The following is an 18,412-nucleotide window of genomic DNA, read 5'->3' as shown; positions in this document are numbered from 1 at the left end:
CGGCCGCTAGTCTCCGACGAGAGCGAACGCGCTGTTGCGTTGCGCGTTGCTCCGCAGGTGAGGGCCGACTAGGTTCCTCACCGGTCCATATCCGACAGTTCGACATCCGAGGTGACGTAGGCGTGGCTCTTCCGCCCCTTACCCCTGAACAGCGCGCAGCCGCGCTCGAAAAGGCCGCCGCGGCTCGCCGGGAGCGCGCCGAGGTCAAGAATCGGCTCAAGCACTCCGGCGCGTCTCTGCACGAGGTCATCAAGCAGGGCCAGGAGAACGATGTCATCGGCAAGATGAAGGTCTCCGCCCTCCTGGAGTCCCTGCCGGGCGTCGGCAAGGTCCGCGCCAAGCAGATCATGGAGCGGCTCGGCATCTCCGAGAGCCGTCGTGTGCGCGGGCTCGGCTCCAACCAGATCGCATCCCTCGAGCGTGAGTTCGGCGGCGCCGCCGGCTGACGTTTTCCGGCACTGCCGGGAACCTGGATAATCTGCTGCATGGCAGCACATCCAGTACGCCCGCGGCTGACCGTGCTCTCCGGCCCCTCCGGGGTCGGTAAGAGCACGGTCGTCGCGCATATGCGCAAGGCACATCCCGAGGTCTGGCTCTCGGTCTCGGCCACGACCCGTAGGCCCCGCCCCGGTGAGCGGCACGGTGTTCAGTACTTCTTCGTGGACGACGGGGAGTTCGACAAGCTCATCGCCAACGGTGAGCTGCTCGAGTGGGCCGAGTTCGCCGGCAACCGCTACGGCACCCCCCGCGAAGCGGTCATCGACCGGCTCGACGCCGGGGAGCCGGTGCTGCTGGAGATCGACCTCCAGGGCGCGCGGCAGATCCGCGAGTCCATGCCGGAAGCCCAGCTGGTCTTCCTCGCGCCGCCCAGCTGGGAGGAGCTGGTCCGCCGGCTCACCGGCCGGGGGACCGAGGCTCCCGAGGTCATCGAGCGGCGGCTGGAGGCGGCCCGTATCGAGCTGGCCGCCGAATCCGAGTTCGATACCACCCTGGTCAACACCTCCGTCGAGGACGTGGCGAGTGAGCTGCTAGCCTTGATGCGAGTGGCTTGATCTTCAATTCATTCTTGCCATGAGGCGTAATAAGGAAGGCTAGAGAGTGTCCTCTCCCATGACCGCGCCCGAGGGCATCATCAACCCTCCGATTGATGAGCTGCTCGAGGCGACCGACTCGAAGTACAGCCTCGTGATCTACGCGGCCAAGCGTGCCCGTCAGATCAACGCGTACTACTCGCAGCTCGGTGAGGGTCTGCTCGAGTACGTCGGCCCCCTGGTGGACACCCACGTCCACGAGAAGCCGCTGTCGATCGCGCTCCGCGAGATCAACGCGGGTCTGCTGACCTCCGAGGCCATCGAGGGCCCGGCTCAGTAAGGTCCGAAATCGCTCATCACCGGCCCGGCGGCCTCGCCGCCGGGCTTGTGGTGTGTCATGGGTACGTAACGCCGGACGGCGGGGAAGAGGCGAGCGATGACCATGGCGGACAAGCCCCGGGTCGTGCTGGGGGTCGGCGGCGGGATCGCCGCCTACAAGGCGTGTGAGCTGCTGCGGCGGCTGACCGAGTCCGGGCATGACGTCCGCGTCGTGCCGACCGCCTCGGCGCTGCACTTCGTCGGCGAGGCGACCTGGTCGGCGCTCTCCGGGCATCCGGCCGGCACCGAGGTGTGGGAGTCCGTCCACGAGGTGCCGCACGTGCGCATCGGCCAGTCCGCCGACCTGGTCGTGGTCGCCCCCGCCACCGCCGATCTGCTCGCCAAGGCCGCCCATGGCCTCGCCGACGACCTGCTCACCAATACGCTGCTGACCGCCCGATGTCCGGTCGTCTTCGCCCCCGCCATGCACACCGAGATGTGGGAGCACCCCGCGACCCAGGAGAACGTGGCGACCCTGCGCCGCCGCGGCTGTGTGGTCATCGAGCCCGCCGTCGGCCGCCTGACCGGTGTGGACACCGGCAAGGGGCGGCTGCCGGACCCCCAGGAGATCTTCGAGGTCTCCCGCCGGGTGCTGACCCGCGGCCCCGAGGCGGTCCGTGCCGATCTGGCCGGACGCCATGTGGTGATCAGCGCCGGAGGCACCCGCGAGCCGCTGGACCCGGTGCGCTACCTGGGCAACCGCTCCACCGGCAAGCAGGGGTACGCCCTGGCCCGCGCCGCCGTGGCCCGGGGCGCGAGGGTGACACTTGTCTCGGCCAACAGTGAGCTGCCCGCCCCGGCCGGAGCCGATGTGGTGCGGGTGGGGACCGCGGTCCAGCTGCGGGAGGCGGTCCTGAAGGCCGCCGCGGACGCCGACGCGGTGGTGATGGCTGCCGCGGTCGCCGACTTCCGGCCCGCCCACTACGCCCCGGGAAAGATCAAGAAGCGGGACGGACAGGAGCCCGAACCGGTCGCTCTGGTGCGCAACCCGGATGTTCTGGCGGAAATCTCCGCGGAGCGGGCCCGTCCCGGACAGATCGTCGTCGGCTTCGCCGCCGAGACAGATGACGTTCTTGTGAACGGTCGCGAGAAACTCGCCCGCAAGGGGTGCGATCTGCTCGTGGTGAACGAGGTGGGGGAGCACAAGACCTTCGGCGCGGAGGAGAACGAGGCGGTGGTGCTCGCGTCGGACGGCGCCGAGACGCCCGTTCCGTACGGCCCGAAAGAGGTCCTGGCCGGCCGGATCTGGGACCTGGTGGCGGCCCGTTTCGAGTGAGCCGGTGACCGTCTTCGCCTGATCTTCACAAGACATTCGCGTGACCTTCGGCCGTACGTGGGTAGGCATTGCCGGCACCGTGGGTTGATCCAGGGCAGGGAGCGCCCGATCGGACCATGACAGCTATCTGTCGTGGGGGCCTTGCTGTATTTCAGCTCGAGGCGAGGTATGTTCCAGGTCATGGCCTGCCCGTTCTGTGGGACGGGGATGCTCTACCGGCGGAAACGCCGGATAAACTGGCCCAGGAACCGCACCGGGCGCAGCCCCCGGGCGGTCCCGCCCATGATCAGCCAGCAGCCGCTGCAACCCCAGGGAGCGATGTGTCCCGCCGCCTGTTCACCTCGGAATCTGTGACCGAGGGTCACCCCGACAAGATCGCTGACCAGATCAGCGACTCCATCCTCGACGCGCTCCTGAAGGAGGACCCGACCTCCCGGGTCGCCGTCGAGACCCTGATCACCACCGGCCTGGTCCATGTCGCCGGTGAGGTGACCACCAAGGCGTACGCCGATATCGCGACGCTCGTCCGCAACAAGGTCCTCGACATCGGCTACGACTCGTCGAAGAAGGGCTTCGACGGCGCCTCCTGCGGCGTCTCGGTGTCCATCGGCTCGCAGTCCCCGGACATCGCCCAGGGCGTCGACTCCGCCTATGAGCTGCGGGTCGAGGGTGACGAGGACGAGCTGGACAAGCAGGGCGCGGGCGACCAGGGCCTGATGTTCGGCTACGCGTGCGACGAGACGCCCGAGCTGATGCCGCTCCCGATCAACCTGGCGCACCGGCTCTCCCGCCGGCTCTCCGAGGTCCGCAAGAACGGGACCATCCCGTACCTGCGCCCGGACGGCAAGACCCAGGTCACCATCGAGTACGACGGCCACAAGGCGGTCCGCCTGGACACCGTCGTCGTCTCCTCGCAGCACGCCTCCGACATCGACCTGGACTCGCTGCTGGCTCCTGACATCAAGGAGTTCGTGGTCGAGCACGTCCTGAACGAGCTGGTCGAGGACGGCATCAAGCTCGAGACCGAGGGCTACCGGCTGCTGGTCAACCCGACCGGCCGCTTCGAGGTCGGCGGTCCGATGGGTGACGCGGGCCTGACCGGTCGCAAGATCATCATCGACACCTACGGCGGCATGTCCCGTCACGGTGGTGGCGCGTTCTCCGGCAAGGACCCGTCCAAGGTCGACCGGTCCGCGGCGTACGCGATGCGCTGGGTCGCGAAGAACGTCGTGGCCGCGGGTCTCGCGCAGCGCTGCGAGGTTCAGGTCGCGTACGCGATCGGCAAGGCCGAGCCGGTGGGTCTGTTCGTGGAGACCTTCGGTACCGCCACGATCGACGCGGAGAAGATCGAGAAGGCCATCTCCGAGGTCTTCGACCTGCGTCCGGCCGCGATCATCCGCGACCTGGACCTGCTGCGTCCGATCTACGCCCAGACGGCGGCCTACGGTCACTTCGGCCGTGAGGACTCCGACTTCACCTGGGAGCGCACCGACCGCGTCGACGCCCTCCGCGCGGCGGCCGGTCTGTAAGGTCGCTGCCTGTATGGCGGCCACAGGCTGACCGAGGGCCCGGACGCCCCTTGCGGCGTTCGGGCCCTCGCATGTCCGAGTCCTCTGCTAAGACTTGATCTGTGAGCAGGGACGACGAGCAGCGCAAGGCCCCGGCGGAGGAGCCGCAGGGGGGTGAGCAGCTCGCGCTCATCCGGGACAGCGTGCGCAAGGCCAAGGTGCCCCGGGCCAAGCCGCGAACCTGGCGGGGAGCCGCGCTGGCCAAGGACCGCCCGGTGGCCAAGGTGCTCGTGGACAAGGGCCCGGTGCACCTCGACAAGCTGTGGGACTACGCGGTCCCCGCCGAGATGGACGCCGAGGCCCGGCCCGGCGTGCGGGTGCGGGTGCGGTTCGGGGCCGGGACCGGCCGGGTGCGCGAGGGGCGGCGCGAGGGCGGCGGACTGCTCGACGGGTACATCGTCGATCGGGTCGCCGAGTCCGACTACCGCGGGCCGCTGGCCGCCATCGCCCAGGTCGTCTCGCCCGAGCCGGTGCTCGGGCCGGGGCTGCTCGCGCTGTGCCGGGCCGTCGCCGACCGGTACGCCGGATCGCTCGCCGACGTCCTCCAGCTGGCCATGCCCAAGCGGAACGTCCGCGCCGAATCCGAGACCTCCCCGCCGCCGCTGCCCCCGCCCGGGCCGCCCGAGCCCGGCAGCTGGGCCCGCTACCCGGCCGGGCCCGGATTCCTGGAGGCGCTCGCGGGCGGCGGCACGCCCCGGGCCGTATGGACCGCGCTGCCCGGACCGCACTGGCCGGACGAGTGGGCCGCCGCGGTCGCCGCCACCCTCGCCTCCGGGCGCGGCGCGCTGATCGTCGTACCGGACGGGCGCACCGCCGCCCGGGTCGATGCGGCGCTCACCCGGGCGCTCGGCGGTGCGGGGCGCCATGTGCTGCTCACCGCGGACCTCGGGCCCGAGGAGCGCTACCGGCGGTGGCTGGCGGTCAGCCGCGGGTCGGTGCGGGCCGTCGTCGGCACCCGGGCGGCCATGTTCGCGCCGGTCCGGGACCTCGGCCTGGTGGGCATCTGGGACGACGGCGACCAGAGCCACAGCGACGACCACGCCCCGCAGCCGCACGCCCGCGACGTCCTGCTGCTGCGCGCCGTCCACGAGAAGACGGGCTTCCTGCTGGGCGACCTCGGCCGCACCGTGGAAGCCGCCCAGCTGGTGGAGAACGGCTGGGCGCGCCCCCTGGAGGCCGACCGCGAGCAGGTCCGCGCGGTGGCCCCGCTGATCCGTACCGTGGACGAGGGCGAGGTGGCCCGGGACGCCGAGGCCCGCGCCGCCCGGCTGCCCACGCTCGCCTGGCAGACCGTACGGGAGGCGCTGAACCGCGGCCCGGTGCTGGTGCAGGTGCCGCGCCGGGGGTACGTACCCCGGCTGGCGTGCGAGCGCTGCCGCGAGCCCGCCCGCTGCCGCCACTGCGCGGGCCCACTGGAGGCGCGTGACGCGGACCGGCTGGCCTGCGGCTGGTGCGGGCGGGCCGAGACCGCCTGGCACTGCGCCGAGTGCGGGGGCGCCCGGCTGCGGGCGAGCATTGTGGGTGCCCGGCGCACCGCGGAGGAGCTGGGCCGCGCCTTCCCCGCCGTCCCGGTCCGCACCTCGGGCCGGGACCACGTCCTGGACACCGTGCCCGACCGCCCGTCGCTCGTCGTCAGCACCCCGGGCGCCGAACCGGTCGCCGAGGGTGGCTACGCGGCCGCCCTGCTGCTCGACGGCTGGGCCCTGCTCGGCCGCCCCGACCTGCGCGCGGGCGAGGACGCGCTGCGCCGCTGGCTGGAGGCGGCCGCGCTGGTCCGGGGGCAGGAGGACGGCGGCCTCGTCGTGGTGACCGCGGAACCGACACAGCGGCCCGTCCAGGCGCTGGTGCGGTGGGACCCGGCCGGTTACGCGGCCCGTGAACTCGCCGAGCGGTCCCAGCTGGGCTTCCCGCCGGTCTCCCGGATGGCGGCGGTGGCCGGCCCTGGAGAGGCGGTGGCCGAGCTGATCGCCTCGGCTCCGCTGCCGGAGGGGACCGAGACCCTGGGCCCGGTCCCGCTGCCTCCCACGCCGCCCGGCCGCCCGCGCCGCCCCGGCGATCCGCCGCCCGGAGCGCGGTGGGAGCGCGCCCTGCTGCGGGTGCCCCCGGGCCAGGGCCGTGCCCTGGCCGCGGCCGTCAAGGAGGCCAAGGCGCTCCGACTGGCCCGCGGCGACAAGGACCCGACGGTCCGGGTCGACCCGCTGGATATCGGCTGAGGGGCTTCTTAACCGTTGCGGGGGCTCGGGAAGACGCCGGGGCGGGCTTCGGGGAGGGCCGGGGTGGACTTCGGGGGGATGGAGCGGGCGGCCGGTACGGACGGGACCGGCGGCACGGCGGCGGGCTCGGGGCCGTGCCCCGCCGGGGACTCGCCGCCCTCCGCGGTGCTCGTCGCCGAGGCGCGGCGGGAGCCGTAACGGCGGTGCACCGCCTGCTTGGTGACGCCGAGCGCGGAACCCACCGCGTCCCACGAGAAGCCGAGCGAGCGGTCGAAGTCGACGGCGGCGGTGACCAGGGTCTCGACGCTGTCCCGCAGCTCCTGGGCGAGCCGCACGGTGGGTGCCGGGGCGCGGCCGTAGACGACGAAGCCCGCGGCCGGTCCGGTGCGCCGCGGCCGGTAGACGTTGCCGAGCTGGGCGGTGAGGGTGCGCAGCGCGTCCACCTGCCGGCGGACCCGCTCGATGTCCCGGACCAGGAGGTGCAGGCTGGCCCGTGCCTGGGCGTCGTGAGTTGCGTGGTCGGCCATGAACAAGCCTCTCGAACCGGCGGTGAAGGGGGTGGGCGGGAACGGGTGCCGGGCCGCGGGGTGCGGCCCGGCGCGGTCAATCTCTCTTGACCAACGCGGCACCCGCCCGTCGGTCACGGTCCGGGGCGTGCGGGACTCGGCCCGTACGCCCCCTGGGGTCCCGGACCATAGACTGAGGTCGCGTTTTTACCGTTCTCCGCCCTGTATGAGAGGTCGTTCGCCACCCATGAGGCTCGTCTTCGCCGGTACCCCCGAGGTCGCCCTGCCCGCGCTGGACGCACTGATCGCGTCCGACCGGCATGAGGTGGTGGCCGTGGTGACCCGTCCCGACGCGCCCGCCGGGCGCGGCCGTCGGCTGGTGGCCAGTCCGGTCGCGGAGCGGGCCGAGGAGGCGGGCATCGAGGTGCTGAAGCCGGGCAAGCCGCGGGACGCGGACTTCCTGGCCCGGCTCGCCGAGATCGCCCCGGACTGCTGCCCGGTGGTGGCGTACGGTGCGCTGCTGCCCAAGGCGGCGCTGGAGATCCCGGCGCACGGCTGGGTGAATCTGCACTTCTCGCTGCTGCCCGCGTGGCGCGGTGCGGCGCCGGTGCAGCACGCGGTGCTCGCGGGCGACGAGACGACCGGGGCGTCGACGTTCCAGATCGAGGAGGGGCTGGACTCCGGGCCGGTGTACGGGGTGGTCACCGAGGACGTACGGCCCACCGACACCAGCGGCGATCTGCTGACTCGGCTGGCCTTCGCCGGGGCCGGGCTGCTCGCGGCGACGATGGACGGCATCGAGGACGGTTCGCTGCGGGCGGTGCCGCAGTCGGCGGAGGGCATCTCGCTCGCCCCGAAGATCAACGTCGAGGACGCGGAGATCGACTGGTCGGCGCCCGCGCTGCGGGTCGACCGGCTGGTGCGGGCGTGCGCCCCGGCGCCGGGCGCGTGGACGACCTTCCGCGGGGAGCGGCTGAAGGTGGTCTCGGCGGCGCCGGTGGCGGAGCGTACGGATCTGGCGCCCGGTGTGCTCGCCGCGACCAAGAAGGCGGTGTACGCGGGCACGGGCAGCCATGCCGTGGAGCTGACCTGGGTCCGGCCGCAGGGCAAGAAGCCGATGCCCGCGGCGGACTGGGCCCGTGGCGTACGGATCGCCGAGGGCGAGCGGCTCGGCGGCTGACGCGGCCCGTGGCGGACGCGCCGGGGGAGGCCAGGGCAGACGCGCCGGGGGAGGCCAGGGCGGACGCGCCGGGGGAGGCCGGACCTTGACCTCAACCTTGGTTCAAGTTCTACCGTCCTTGATACGTGCCGCCGGTCCGGACCCACCGGCGTAATCACCGTGGCGGCACCCCGAACCCTTTCGGAGGTGCGCGATGAGCATGGAAGTCACCGCGTGGCATTCCCTGTACCAGGCCAGCCACGCCAGCGACGACCGGCGGCCCTTCTCCCGCGCGACCCTGCGCCGCATCGGGGCCTTCGCCCGCCCGCACCGCCGCCCGCTGCTGCTGTTCGTCCTGCTGAGCACAGTGGTGGCGGTGACCGCGGTCGCCACCCCGCTGCTCGCTGGCCGGGTGGTGAACGCGATCGACCGCCATGCGCACGAGTCCACGGTCCTCGGTCTCGCCGGGCTGATCGCCGCCATCGCCGTCGCCGAGGCGGGTGTCGGGCTGCTGACCCGGCGGCTGTCCGCGAACATCGGCGAGGGGCTGATCCTCGATCTGCGCACCGCCGTCTTCGACCACGTGCAGCGGATGCCGGTCGCCTTCTTCACCCGCACCCGCACGGGTGCGCTGGTCAGCCGCCTCAACAATGATGTGATCGGCGCGCAGCGGGCGTTCAGCGACACCCTCTCCGGAGTGGTGAGCAACGCGGTGACGCTGCTGCTCACGTTCGTCGTGATGGTCGGCATCTCCTGGCAGATCACGCTGCTCGCGCTGCTGATCCTGCCGGTCTTCCTGCTGCCCGCCCGCCGGGTCGGCCGCCGGCTCGCCAGGCTGCGGCGCGAGGCGGCGGCCCACAACGCCGCGATGGGCACCCAGATGACCGAGCGGTTCTCCGCGCCCGGCGCGACGCTGGTGAAGCTCTTCGGCCGCCCGGCCGAGGAGTCCGCCGAATTCGCCGCGCGGGCCCGCCGGGTGCGGGACATCGGCGTCCGCACCGCCATGGTCCAGGTCTCGTTCGTCACCGCGCTGACCCTCGTCTCGGCCCTGGCGCTGGCCCTCGTCTACGGCCTCGGCGGCTACTACGCGCTGCGCGGCAGCCTCAACCCCGGTGCCGTCGTCTCCCTCGCGCTGCTGCTCACCCGGCTGTACGCGCCGCTCACCGCGCTGGCCGGGGCGCGGGTGGAGGTGATGAGCGCGCTCGTCAGCTTCGAGCGGGTCTTCGAGGTGCTCGACCTGAAGCCGCTGATCACCGAGAAGCCGGACGCCCGGCAGGTCCCGGACGGGCCGGTGTCGGTGGAGTTCGACCACGTCGACTTCGGCTATCCGTCCGCCGACAAGGTGTCGCTCGCCTCCCTGGAGGAGGTCGCCCACCTGGACACCCGCGGCGGCGTCCAGGTGCTGCACGACGTGTCCTTCCGCGCCGAACCCGGCCAGATGGTCGCGCTGGTGGGCTCCTCCGGCGCGGGCAAGTCGACCATCGCGCAGCTGCTGCCGCGCCTCTACGACACCGATGCGGGCGCCGTCCGGCTGTCCGGCGTGGACGTCCGCGACCTGACCGCCGCCTCGCTGCGCGAAGCCCTCGGCATGGTCACCCAGGACGGTCACCTCTTCCACGACACGATCCGCGCCAATCTGCTGCTGGCCCGTCCCGGGGCGGCCGAGGAGGAGCTGTGGGAGGTGCTGCGCCGGGCCCGTCTCGACGGGCTGATCGCATCGCTCGCGGACGGTCTCGACACGGTCGTCGGCGAACGCGGCTACCGCCTCTCCGGCGGTGAGCGCCAGCGGCTGACCATCGCCCGGCTGCTGCTCGCCCGGCCCCGGGTGGTGCTCCTCGACGAGGCCACCGCCCATCTGGACTCCACCTCCGAGGCCGCCGTGCAGGAGGCCCTCGCCGAGGCCCTGGACGGGCGGACCGCGCTGGTGATCGCCCACCGGCTGTCCACGGTGCGGGCGGCGGATCTGATCCTCGTCGTGGAGGACGGCCGGATCGTGGAGCGCGGCACCCACGACGCACTGCTCGCCGCTGAGGGGCGCTACGCGGAGCTGTACCGCACCCAGTTCGAACAGCGCCCCCCGGAGGCGGGGATGGCCGGGGAGGCGGCCAAGGCGCTGAGCTGAGCGGCGTAGGCTGGTGTGCTGATCACCCCATACCTACCGGAGCACATTTCCCGTGAGCCCCCAGAGCGGCCCTCCCCGTCGCAGCCACCCCGGCAAGCCCTACCGCCGACCGAAGAAGGACCCCGTGCGGATCCTCGCCTTCGAGGCGCTGCGGGCCGTCGACGAACGGGACGCGTACGCCAACCTCGTCCTCCCGCCCCTGCTCCGCAAGGCGCGGGAGGACGGCGGCTTCGACGCCCGGGACGCGGCGCTCACCACCGAGCTGGTCTACGGAACCCTGCGCCTCCAGGGCACCTACGACGCGATCATCGCCGAATGCGTGGACCGCCCGCTGCGCGAGGTGGACCCGCCCGTCCTCGACGTGCTGAGCCTGGGTGCCCATCAGCTGCTGGGCACCCGCATCCCCACTCACGCCGCCGTCTCCGCGAGCGTCGAACTCGCCCGGGTGGTGCTCGGCGACGGGCGCGCCAAGTTCGTCAACGCGGTGCTGCGCAAGATCGCCGCAGCGGACCTCGACACCTGGCTGGAGCGGGTCGCCCCGCCGTATGACGAGGACCCCGAGGACCATCTCGGCGTCGTGCACGCCCATCCGCGCTGGATCGTCTCGGCCCTGTGGGACGCGCTCGGCGGCGGCCGGGCCGGGATCGAGGATCTGCTGGAGGCCGACAACGAACGGCCCGAGGTCACCCTCGTCGCCCGCCCCGGCCGGGCCGCCACCGACGAACTCGTCGCCGCGGTCGGCGAGGAGTCCGCGCTGCCGGGCCGCTGGTCCCCGTACGCCGTGCGGCTCGCCGAGGGCGGCGAACCCGGCGCGCTGGACGCGGTCCGCGAGGGGCGCGCCGGGGTGCAGGACGAGGGCAGCCAGCTCGTCGCCCTCGCCCTCGCGGCCGCCCCGCTGGACGGCCCCGACCGGCGCTGGCTGGACGGCTGCGCGGGCCCCGGCGGCAAGGCCGCGCTGCTCGGCGCGCTCGCCGCGGAGCGCGGCGCCGCCCTGCTGGCCGCCGAGAAGCAGCCGCACCGGGCCCGGCTGGTGGAACGGGCCCTCGCCGGAAACCCCGGCCCCTACCAGGTGATCGCCGCCAAAGGCACCCGGACAAAGTGGCGGCCGGAGAGCTTCGACCGGATGCTGGTCGATGTGCCGTGCACGGGCCTCGGCGCCCTGCGCCGCCGCCCCGAGGCGCGCTGGCGCCGCCGCCCCGAGGACCTGGCCGGGTTCGCCCCGCTCCAGCGCGGCCTGCTGCGCGAGGCCCTGGCCGCGACGCGCATCGGCGGCGTCGTCGGCTACGCGACCTGCTCCCCGCACCCCGCCGAGACCCGCGCCGTGGTCGACGACGTGCTGGGGGAGGCCCGCAAGGACCAGGGCGCAACGGCGGAGTGGATCGACGCCCGCCCCCTGATGCCGGGCGTCCCCGCCCTCGGCGAGGGCCCCGACGTCCAGCTGTGGCCGCATCTGCACGGCACCGACGCGATGTACCTGGCCCTGCTGCGCCGCACGGGCTGAGCGCCTCCGGCGCCCCCTTTAGGCCCCCGCCGCATCACGGGATATCTTGATGTCCAGCAATGTTACAGACGTGGAGCGGAGCACCCGGTGACTGACTCGACCATCATCTATACGCACACCGACGAGGCCCCGGCCTTGGCGACGTATTCGTTCCTGCCTGTGGTCGAGGCCTACGCCTCGACGGCCGGGGTCTCCGTGGAGCGGCGGGACATCTCCCTGGCCGGGCGCATCATCGCTCAGTTCCCCGAGCGTCTCGAGGCGAGCCAGCGCATCGAGGACGCCCTCGCCGAGCTGGGCGAGCTGGCCAAGACGCCCGAGGCCAACATCATCAAGCTGCCGAACATCTCGGCGTCCATCCCGCAGATGAAGGCGGCCATCGCCGAGCTCCAGGAGCAGGGCTACGCGCTGCCGGACTACCCGGACGACCCGAAGACCGACGAGGAGCGGGACATCCGCGCCCGCTACGACAAGGTCAAGGGCAGCGCCGTCAACCCGGTCCTGCGCGAGGGCAACTCCGACCGCCGCGCCCCGGCGTCGGTCAAGAACTACGTCAAGGCCAACCCGCACCGCATGGGCGCCTGGTCGGCTGATTCGAAGACGAACGTCGCCCACATGACCGGCGACGACTTCCGCTCCACCGAGAAGTCCGCGGTGATCGCCGAGGACGGTGCGCTGCGCATCGAGCTGACCGGTGACGACGGCTCCACCACCGTGCTGCGCGAGTCGGTGCCGGTGCTCGCGGGCGAGGTCGTGGACGCGTCCGTGATGCGCGTGGCCGTGCTGCGCGAGTTCCTGAAGGAGCAGGTCGCGCGGGCCAAGGCCGAGGGCGTGCTGTTCTCGGTGCACCTCAAGGCCACGATGATGAAGGTCTCCGACCCGATCATCTTCGGCCATGTCGTACGGGCCTTCTTCCCGAAGACGTTCGCCGCGTACGGCCAGGCGCTGGCCGCGGCCGGGCTCACCCCGAACGACGGGCTCGGCGGCATCCTCAAGGGCCTGGAGTCGCTGCCCGAGGGCGTGAAGATCAAGGAGTCCTTCGAGGCCGAGCTGGCCGAGGGCCCGGAGCTGGCCATGGTCGACTCCGACCGCGGCATCACCAACCTGCACGTCCCGAGCGACGTCATCGTCGACGCCTCCATGCCGGCCATGATCCGTACCTCGGGCCACATGTGGGACACCAAGGGCGAGGAGGCCGACACCCTCGCGGTCATCCCGGACAGCAGCTACGCGGGCATCTACCAGGTCGTCCTCGACGACTGCCGCGCCAACGGCGCCTTCGACCCGTCGACCATGGGCTCGGTGCCCAACGTCGGCCTGATGGCGCAGAAGGCCGAGGAGTACGGCAGCCACGACAAGACCTTCGAGATCCCGTCCACCGGCACCGTGCGGGTGACCGACGGTCAGGGCAACCTGGTCCTGGAGCAGACGGTCAGCGAGGGCGACATCTTCCGGATGTGCCAGACCAAGGACGCGCCGATCCGGGACTGGGTCAAGCTCGCCGTCACCCGCGCCCGCGCGACCGGCGACCCGGCGGTGTTCTGGCTGGACGAGGGCCGCGCCCACGACGCCAACCTCATCGCCAAGGTGAAGCAGTACCTCCCGGAGCACGACACCGAGGGGCTGCGCATCGAGATCATGTCCCCCGTGGACGCGATCGCGTTCTCCCTGGAGCGCATCCGCCGCGGCGAGAACACGATCTCGGTCACCGGCAACGTGCTGCGTGACTACCTGACCGACCTGTTCCCGATCCTGGAGCTGGGCACCAGCGCCAAGATGCTGTCGGTCGTGCCGCTGATGAACGGCGGCGGGCTGTTCGAGACCGGCGCCGGCGGCTCCGCGCCCAAGCACGTGCAGCAGCTGGTCAAGGAGAACTACCTGCGCTGGGACAGCCTGGGCGAGTTCCTCGCGCTCGCGGTCAGCTTCGAGCACCTCGCGCAGACCACCGGCAACGCGCGGGCCCAGGTGCTCGCCGACACCCTGGACCGGGCGACCGCCACGTTCCTCCACGAGAACAAGTCGCCCAGCCGCCGGGTCGGTGGCATCGACAACCGCGGCAGCCACTTCTACCTGGCCCTCTACTGGGCCCAGGAGCTGGCCAAGCAGACCGAGGACGCCCAGCTCGCGGAGTCGTTCAAGGCGCTCGCCGCGACGCTGACCGAGCAGGAGCAGACCATCGTGGACGAGCTGCTCGCCGTCCAGGGCTCGCCGGCCGACATCGGTGGCTACTACCAGCCCGACGGGGCCAAGGCGTCGGCCGTGATGCGTCCGTCGAAGACCCTCAACCAGGCGCTCGCCGCCCTGAGCTGACGGTCTCCCCGTATCACCCGGGTTCCGCCCCGGCCGGCGCTCGCGCCCGGCCGGGGCGGTTCCGTATCCGCCCGTGCACCGCTACGGCACGGCGGGCATCGCCTCCTGCGGGGCGAGGGGCGGGGTGTACGGCGTCGCCGTCCCCGCCGTCGGGTTGAGGTCCTTGTGGACCGCGCGCGCCACCGCCTGGATCGCGGCGACCCCGTCCTTCATACGGGCGTTGTCCTGGGTGAGCACCGTGAGCGTGTAGTCCTGGCCGCGCCCGGTGAACGCGCCGATGCTGTGCACCCGCCAGCCGTGGGTGGCGCGGGACAGCCAGCCGTTCTTCACCTGGATCGTGGTCCCGCGCGGTGCGCCCGCCGGGGTGCCCCAGCGCTGGGACGGGACGACGTCGTGCATCAGCTTGCGGATGTACGCACGGGCGTCCTCGTCGAGCACCGCGTTGGGGCGGGTCACTCGCTCCAGCAGCTTCTCCTCGTCGTTCGCGGTGATCTGGGTGAGCCCCCAGTAGCCACCGCTGCCGGGCACGGTCCTGGTCATCCCGGCGGCCCGCAGGAACGCCTTCACCCTGGCCGCCTTGAGCTGCCGCCACAGCGCGCTGGTGGCGTCGTTGTCCGACTTCGTGATCATGGCGGTGGCGAGCCGGGTCTCGCGCCGGGTCAGCTCGCGGTCGTGCTTCTCGGCGTCCCACAGCAGCGTGGCCAGCACCGTCACCTTCACCACGCTCGCGGAGTCGAACGTCCGGTCCGCGCGCAGCGTGCAGCGGGTGTGGGTGGCGGGGACGCGCAGGCTGACCGCGGTGGTGGCGGACCGGCCGTGCAGCGCCGCGCCGATGTCCCGGGACAGCTCGGCGGCCTGGCCCGCCCGGTCCGAGGTGCAGACCGCCCGCGGGGTCGCGGCTGTCCGCGGGGTTTCGGCCGTGGCGGTCTCCGCACCGGCGAGCGCCGGAGCGAGGAGTCCGGCGGCCAGCGCCACGGAGAGCGCGGCGCGGGGCCGCGGGCGTATTCGCTGTCGCGTCATGGTCGGTTGCCTCTGTCCTTACGTGTTCCCGCCCGTCACACGGGCATCCCTGGTCACTCATCCCTCATGACCCACAACCGACAGTGCGGGTTGCCTCGGAGGTCCAGGGTTTCGATCACCCCATCGCGACCCCCGCGCGGCGGCAACCGGGGCGGGCCAAAGGGGCGGACGGCGGAGTGGCGGCCGTATCGTGATCATCCCGGGTCCATGGCCCGGCGGCGGGCGTGGCAGGCTGGTCCCATGGCCGTGCAGATCAATCCCAGCATCCTGTCCGCGGACTTCTCCCGCCTGGCGGACGAAGCCAAGGCCGTCGAGGGTGCCGACTGGCTCCATGTCGACGTCATGGACAACCACTTCGTGCCCAATCTGACCCTCGGAGTGCCGGTGGTGGAGGCGCTGGGCAAGGCGACGGACACGCCCATGGACTGCCACCTCATGATCGAGGACCCGGACCGCTGGGCCCCGGCGTACGTGGAGGCGGGGGCGGGCTCGGTCACCTTCCACGTGGAGGCCGCGGCCGCGCCCGTACGGTTGGCGCGCGAGATCCGCGCCAAGGGCGCGCGGGCGGCGATGGCGCTCAAGCCCGCGACCCCCATCGAGCCGTACGAGGACCTGCTCCCCGAGCTGGACATGCTGCTGGTGATGACCGTGGAGCCCGGCTTCGGCGGCCAGGCGTTCCTCGACATCATGCTGCCCAAGATCCGCCGCACCCGTGAGCTGATCTCCCGGCACGGTCTGGAGATGTGGCTCCAGGTGGACGGCGGGGTGTCCGCCTCGACCATCGAGCGGTGCGCGGAGGCGGGCGCCGATGTGTTCGTGGCGGGTTCCGCGGTCTACGGGGCCGAGGACCCCGACAAGGCCGTGCGCGAGCTGCGCGCCCTGGCCGAGAACGCGGCGGGCACCACCGGACTGTGCGGCCACCAAGCTGCCGGTCGGTGAACGTCACGGTAAAGCGCGAACCAACTCCACCGTTTCTGACAGGATGAACGGTGAGGCCGGAACATTGACAAGTGAGGAGACCGCGGTGTCGACGGGCCGTTCAGCCACGCGGATGGGACCCGCCGAACTGGTGCAGGCGGCGGCCATGGCGCGCCGCTTCTACCTCGAGGGCAAGTCCAAGATCCAGATTGCCGAGGAGTTCGGGGTCAGCCGCTTCAAGGTCGCGCGCGTGCTGGAGACCGCGCTCGAACGCGACCTGGTGCGGATCGAGATCCGGGTTCCCGCCGAACTCGACGCGGAGCGCTCCGACGCGCTGCGCGCCCGCTACGGGCTGCGCCACGCCGTCGTCGTCGAGTCTCCGGCCGACCTCGAGGCCGACACCCCGGACCCGGAGAACCTGGGCGAGGTCGCCGCTGACCTGCTCGGCGAGCTGGTCAACGAGGGCGATGTGCTCGGGCTGGCCTGGGGCCGTTCCACCATCCACATGGCCGCGGCGCTGCACCGGCTGCCGCCCTGCACCGTCGTCCAGCTCACCGGCGTGTACGACGCGGGCACGGCCGAGCGCGGCTCGGTCGAGGCGGTCCGGCGCGCCGCCGCCGTCTCCGGTGGCGAGGCCCACCCGATCTACGCGCCGATGCTGCTGCCGGACACCGCGACGGCCGACGCGCTGCGCGGGCAGACCGGGATCGCCCGGGCCTTCGAGTACTTCGACAAGGTCACCGTGGCATGCGTGTCCATCGGCTCCTGGGAGGCCGGGATCTCCACGGTGTACGACATGATCAGCGAGGAGGAGCGGGCCCACTACGAGAGCCTCGGCGCCGCCGCCGAGATGTCGGCCCACCTCTTCGACGCCGACGGCCGCCGCATCGGCCGCGACCTGGGCGAGCGGTGCATCACGGTGGAGGCCGACCGGCTGCGCCGGATCCCCGAGGTGGTGGCGATCGCGGGCGGCCGGCGCAAGGCGGAGGCGATCGGCGCGGTGCTGCGGTCGGGGCTGGTCACCAGCCTGGTGACGGACACCACGGCGGCCGACCACCTGCTCCTGGAGGCGGACCCGGGCCCCCGCCCCGCCCTCGACCGGGCGGACCCCGACGGCGTGTAGGGCCCCGCTCCCGGCGCCCTCGGGCGCCGGGACCCACCGCATCAGGCTTCGTACCACGGTTTGTGTCAATCCCCGCATGGGACAATGAAGTACGTGCGTTTCCTCAATGATCAGAAGCCGCCGTACGACCTGACGTACGACGATGTGTTCATGGTGCCGAGCCGCTCCGCGGTCGGCTCCCGCCAGGGCGTCGACCTGGCCTCACCCGACGGCACCGGCACCACCATCCCGCTCGTCGTCGCCAACATGACCGCGATCGCGGGGCGCCGGATGGCCGAAACGGTCGCCCGGCGCGGCGGCCTCGTCGTCATACCGCAGGACATCCCGATCGACGTCGTCGCCGACGTCGTCCGCTGGGTCAAGAGCCGCCACCTGGTGCTCGACACCCCGATCGTGCTCGCCCCCTCCGGGACCGTCGCCGACGCCCTGTCGCTGCTGCACAAGCGGGCGCACGGCGCGGGCGTCGTGGTGCAGGACGGCCGCCCGGTGGGCGTGGTGACCGAATCCGACCTGACCGGGGTGGACCGGTTCACGCAGCTGTCCGAGGTGATGTCCCGGGAGCTGCTGCTGCTCGACGCCGACATCGACCCCCAGGACGCCTTCGGCCGCCTCGACGCGGCGCACCGCAAGTTCGCCCCGGCTGTCGACGCCGACGGCAGGCTGGCCGGAATCCTGACCCGCAAGGGCGCGCTGCGCGCCACGCTCTACCAGCCCGCCGTGGACGAGGACGGACGGCTGCGGATCGCCGCCGCCGTGGGCGTCAACGGCGATGTGGAGGGGCACGCCAAGGCGCTGCTCGACGCCGGGGTGGACACCCTGGTCGTGGACACCGCGCACGGCCACCAGGAGTCGATGGTCGGCGCGCTCAAGGCGGTCCGCGCGCTCGGCCCGCGCGTGCCCATCGTGGCGGGCAACGTGGTCGCAGCGGAGGGTGTGCGCGATCTGATCGAGGCGGGCGCCGACATCGTGAAGGTCGGCGTCGGACCGGGCGCCATGTGCACCACCCGCATGATGACCGGCGTGGGCCGCCCGCAGTTCTCCGCGGTGCTCGAATGCGCCGCGGAGGCACGGAAGTTGGGCAAGCACGTCTGGGCGGACGGCGGCATCCGGCATCCGCGCGACGTGGCGATGGCGCTGGCGGCCGGGGCGTCCAACGTCATGGTCGGCTCGTGGTTCGCCGGTACGTACGAGTCCCCGGGCGACCTCCAGCTCGCCGCCGACGGGCGGCCGTACAAGGAGAGCTTCGGCATGGCGTAGCGCGCGCGCCGTGCGCAACCGCACCAGCGAGGA

General features: G+C 72.5%; 14 protein-coding genes and 1 pseudogene. 13 read left to right on the top strand and 2 right to left on the bottom strand.

The features are described 5' to 3' along the window. Nucleotides 1-122: 122 nt before the first annotated feature. From SSOG_RS07545 to SSOG_RS07520, 6 genes are all read left to right on the top strand, one after another. Complete coding sequence (locus SSOG_RS07545; RefSeq protein ID WP_009713618.1) at nt 123-446, top strand: integration host factor; 324 nt, start codon at nt 123-125, stop codon at nt 444-446. 39 nt (nt 447-485) lie between these two features. Next, complete coding sequence (gene gmk, locus SSOG_RS07540; RefSeq protein ID WP_009713617.1) at nt 486-1,052, top strand: guanylate kinase; 567 nt, start codon at nt 486-488, stop codon at nt 1,050-1,052. A gap of 58 nt (nt 1,053-1,110) precedes the next feature. Next, on the top strand, nt 1,111-1,371 hold the full coding sequence (gene rpoZ, locus SSOG_RS07535) for a DNA-directed RNA polymerase subunit omega (protein WP_020867048.1): 261 nt from the start codon (nt 1,111-1,113) through the stop codon (nt 1,369-1,371). A 96-nt stretch (nt 1,372-1,467) separates the two neighbouring features. Next, complete coding sequence (coaBC, locus tag SSOG_RS07530) at nt 1,468-2,685, top strand: bifunctional phosphopantothenoylcysteine decarboxylase/phosphopantothenate--cysteine ligase CoaBC (protein WP_009713615.1); 1,218 nt, start codon at nt 1,468-1,470, stop codon at nt 2,683-2,685. 320 nt (nt 2,686-3,005) lie between these two features. Beyond that, nucleotides 3,006-4,214, top strand: a complete 1,209-nt coding sequence (gene metK, locus SSOG_RS07525) for a methionine adenosyltransferase (protein WP_009713614.1) — start codon at nt 3,006-3,008, stop codon at nt 4,212-4,214. 101 nt (nt 4,215-4,315) lie between these two features. Continuing rightward, complete coding sequence (locus SSOG_RS07520) at nt 4,316-6,466, top strand: primosomal protein N' (RefSeq protein ID WP_009713613.1); 2,151 nt, start codon at nt 4,316-4,318, stop codon at nt 6,464-6,466. Between the two features lie 8 nt (nt 6,467-6,474). Here SSOG_RS07520 and SSOG_RS07515 read toward each other — a convergent pair whose 3' ends face one another. Next, a complete protein-coding gene (locus SSOG_RS07515; RefSeq protein ID WP_009713612.1) occupies nt 6,475-6,993 on the bottom strand; it encodes a hypothetical protein in 519 nt (172 codons plus the stop codon). A 226-nt stretch (nt 6,994-7,219) separates the two neighbouring features. On the opposite strand from SSOG_RS07515, the gene fmt reads away from it, so the two are divergent. The 4 genes from fmt to SSOG_RS07495 all read left to right on the top strand — a co-directional run bounded on the left by fmt (nt 7,220) and on the right by SSOG_RS07495 (nt 14,061). Next, the gene (gene fmt, locus SSOG_RS07510; RefSeq protein ID WP_009713611.1) at nt 7,220-8,152 is read left to right on the top strand and encodes a methionyl-tRNA formyltransferase; all 933 of its coding nucleotides are present in this window, start codon (nt 7,220-7,222) and stop codon (nt 8,150-8,152) included. A 193-nt stretch (nt 8,153-8,345) separates the two neighbouring features. Continuing rightward, nucleotides 8,346-10,253 (top strand): ABC transporter ATP-binding protein, encoded by a 1,908-nt coding sequence (locus SSOG_RS07505; RefSeq protein WP_009713610.1) that lies wholly within the window; start codon nt 8,346-8,348, stop codon nt 10,251-10,253. Between the two features lie 52 nt (nt 10,254-10,305). Continuing rightward, nucleotides 10,306-11,754: an RsmB/NOP family class I SAM-dependent RNA methyltransferase gene (locus SSOG_RS07500; RefSeq protein ID WP_009713609.1), complete on the top strand. Its 1,449-nt coding sequence runs from the start codon at nt 10,306-10,308 to the stop codon at nt 11,752-11,754. 87 nt (nt 11,755-11,841) lie between these two features. After that, nucleotides 11,842-14,061, top strand: coding sequence for an NADP-dependent isocitrate dehydrogenase (locus SSOG_RS07495; RefSeq protein WP_009713608.1), 2,220 nt, complete (start codon nt 11,842-11,844; stop codon nt 14,059-14,061). Between the two features lie 81 nt (nt 14,062-14,142). Here SSOG_RS07495 and SSOG_RS07490 read toward each other — a convergent pair whose 3' ends face one another. Further along, nucleotides 14,143-15,081 carry a serine hydrolase gene (locus SSOG_RS07490; protein WP_039936835.1) on the bottom strand — a complete coding sequence of 313 codons (939 nt, stop codon included), beginning with the start codon at nt 15,079-15,081 and terminating at the stop codon, nt 14,143-14,145. Between the two features lie 240 nt (nt 15,082-15,321). Between SSOG_RS07490 and rpe the strand changes: the two genes are divergently transcribed. From rpe to SSOG_RS07475, 3 genes and pseudogenes are all read left to right on the top strand, one after another. Then, nucleotides 15,322-16,020, top strand: coding sequence for a ribulose-phosphate 3-epimerase (gene rpe, locus SSOG_RS07485; protein WP_039936833.1), 699 nt, complete (start codon nt 15,322-15,324; stop codon nt 16,018-16,020). 112 nt (nt 16,021-16,132) lie between these two features. Then, a complete protein-coding gene (locus tag SSOG_RS07480) occupies nt 16,133-17,122 on the top strand; it encodes a sugar-binding transcriptional regulator (RefSeq protein WP_199844466.1) in 990 nt (329 codons plus the stop codon). A gap of 84 nt (nt 17,123-17,206) precedes the next feature. Continuing rightward, nucleotides 17,207-18,412: pseudogene (locus tag SSOG_RS07475) on the top strand (GuaB1 family IMP dehydrogenase-related protein); the annotation flags it as partial.

It is taken from the genome of Streptomyces himastatinicus ATCC 53653 (genome assembly GCF_000158915.1).
GTDB classification, from domain to species: Bacteria; Actinomycetota; Actinomycetes; order Streptomycetales; family Streptomycetaceae; genus Streptomyces; species Streptomyces himastatinicus.
Note: the sequence above shows the minus strand (reverse complement) of the source record. Positions and strands in the feature narration are given on the sequence as shown.

Coding starts and splice junctions, on each gene's coding strand:
- gmk (WP_009713617.1), top strand. CDS start 486: ATGGCAGCACATCCAGTACGCCCGCGGCTGACCGTGCTCTCCGGCCCC.
- rpoZ (WP_020867048.1), top strand. CDS start 1,111: ATGACCGCGCCCGAGGGCATCATCAACCCTCCGATTGATGAGCTGCTC.
- coaBC (WP_009713615.1), top strand. CDS start 1,468: ATGACCATGGCGGACAAGCCCCGGGTCGTGCTGGGGGTCGGCGGCGGG.
- SSOG_RS07515 (WP_009713612.1), bottom strand. CDS start 6,993: ATGGCCGACCACGCAACTCACGACGCCCAGGCACGGGCCAGCCTGCAC.
- fmt (WP_009713611.1), top strand. CDS start 7,220: ATGAGGCTCGTCTTCGCCGGTACCCCCGAGGTCGCCCTGCCCGCGCTG.
- SSOG_RS07505 (WP_009713610.1), top strand. CDS start 8,346: ATGAGCATGGAAGTCACCGCGTGGCATTCCCTGTACCAGGCCAGCCAC.
- SSOG_RS07490 (WP_039936835.1), bottom strand. CDS start 15,081: ATGACGCGACAGCGAATACGCCCGCGGCCCCGCGCCGCGCTCTCCGTG.
- rpe (WP_039936833.1), top strand. CDS start 15,322: ATGGCCGTGCAGATCAATCCCAGCATCCTGTCCGCGGACTTCTCCCGC.
- SSOG_RS07480 (WP_199844466.1), top strand. CDS start 16,133: ATGGGACCCGCCGAACTGGTGCAGGCGGCGGCCATGGCGCGCCGCTTC.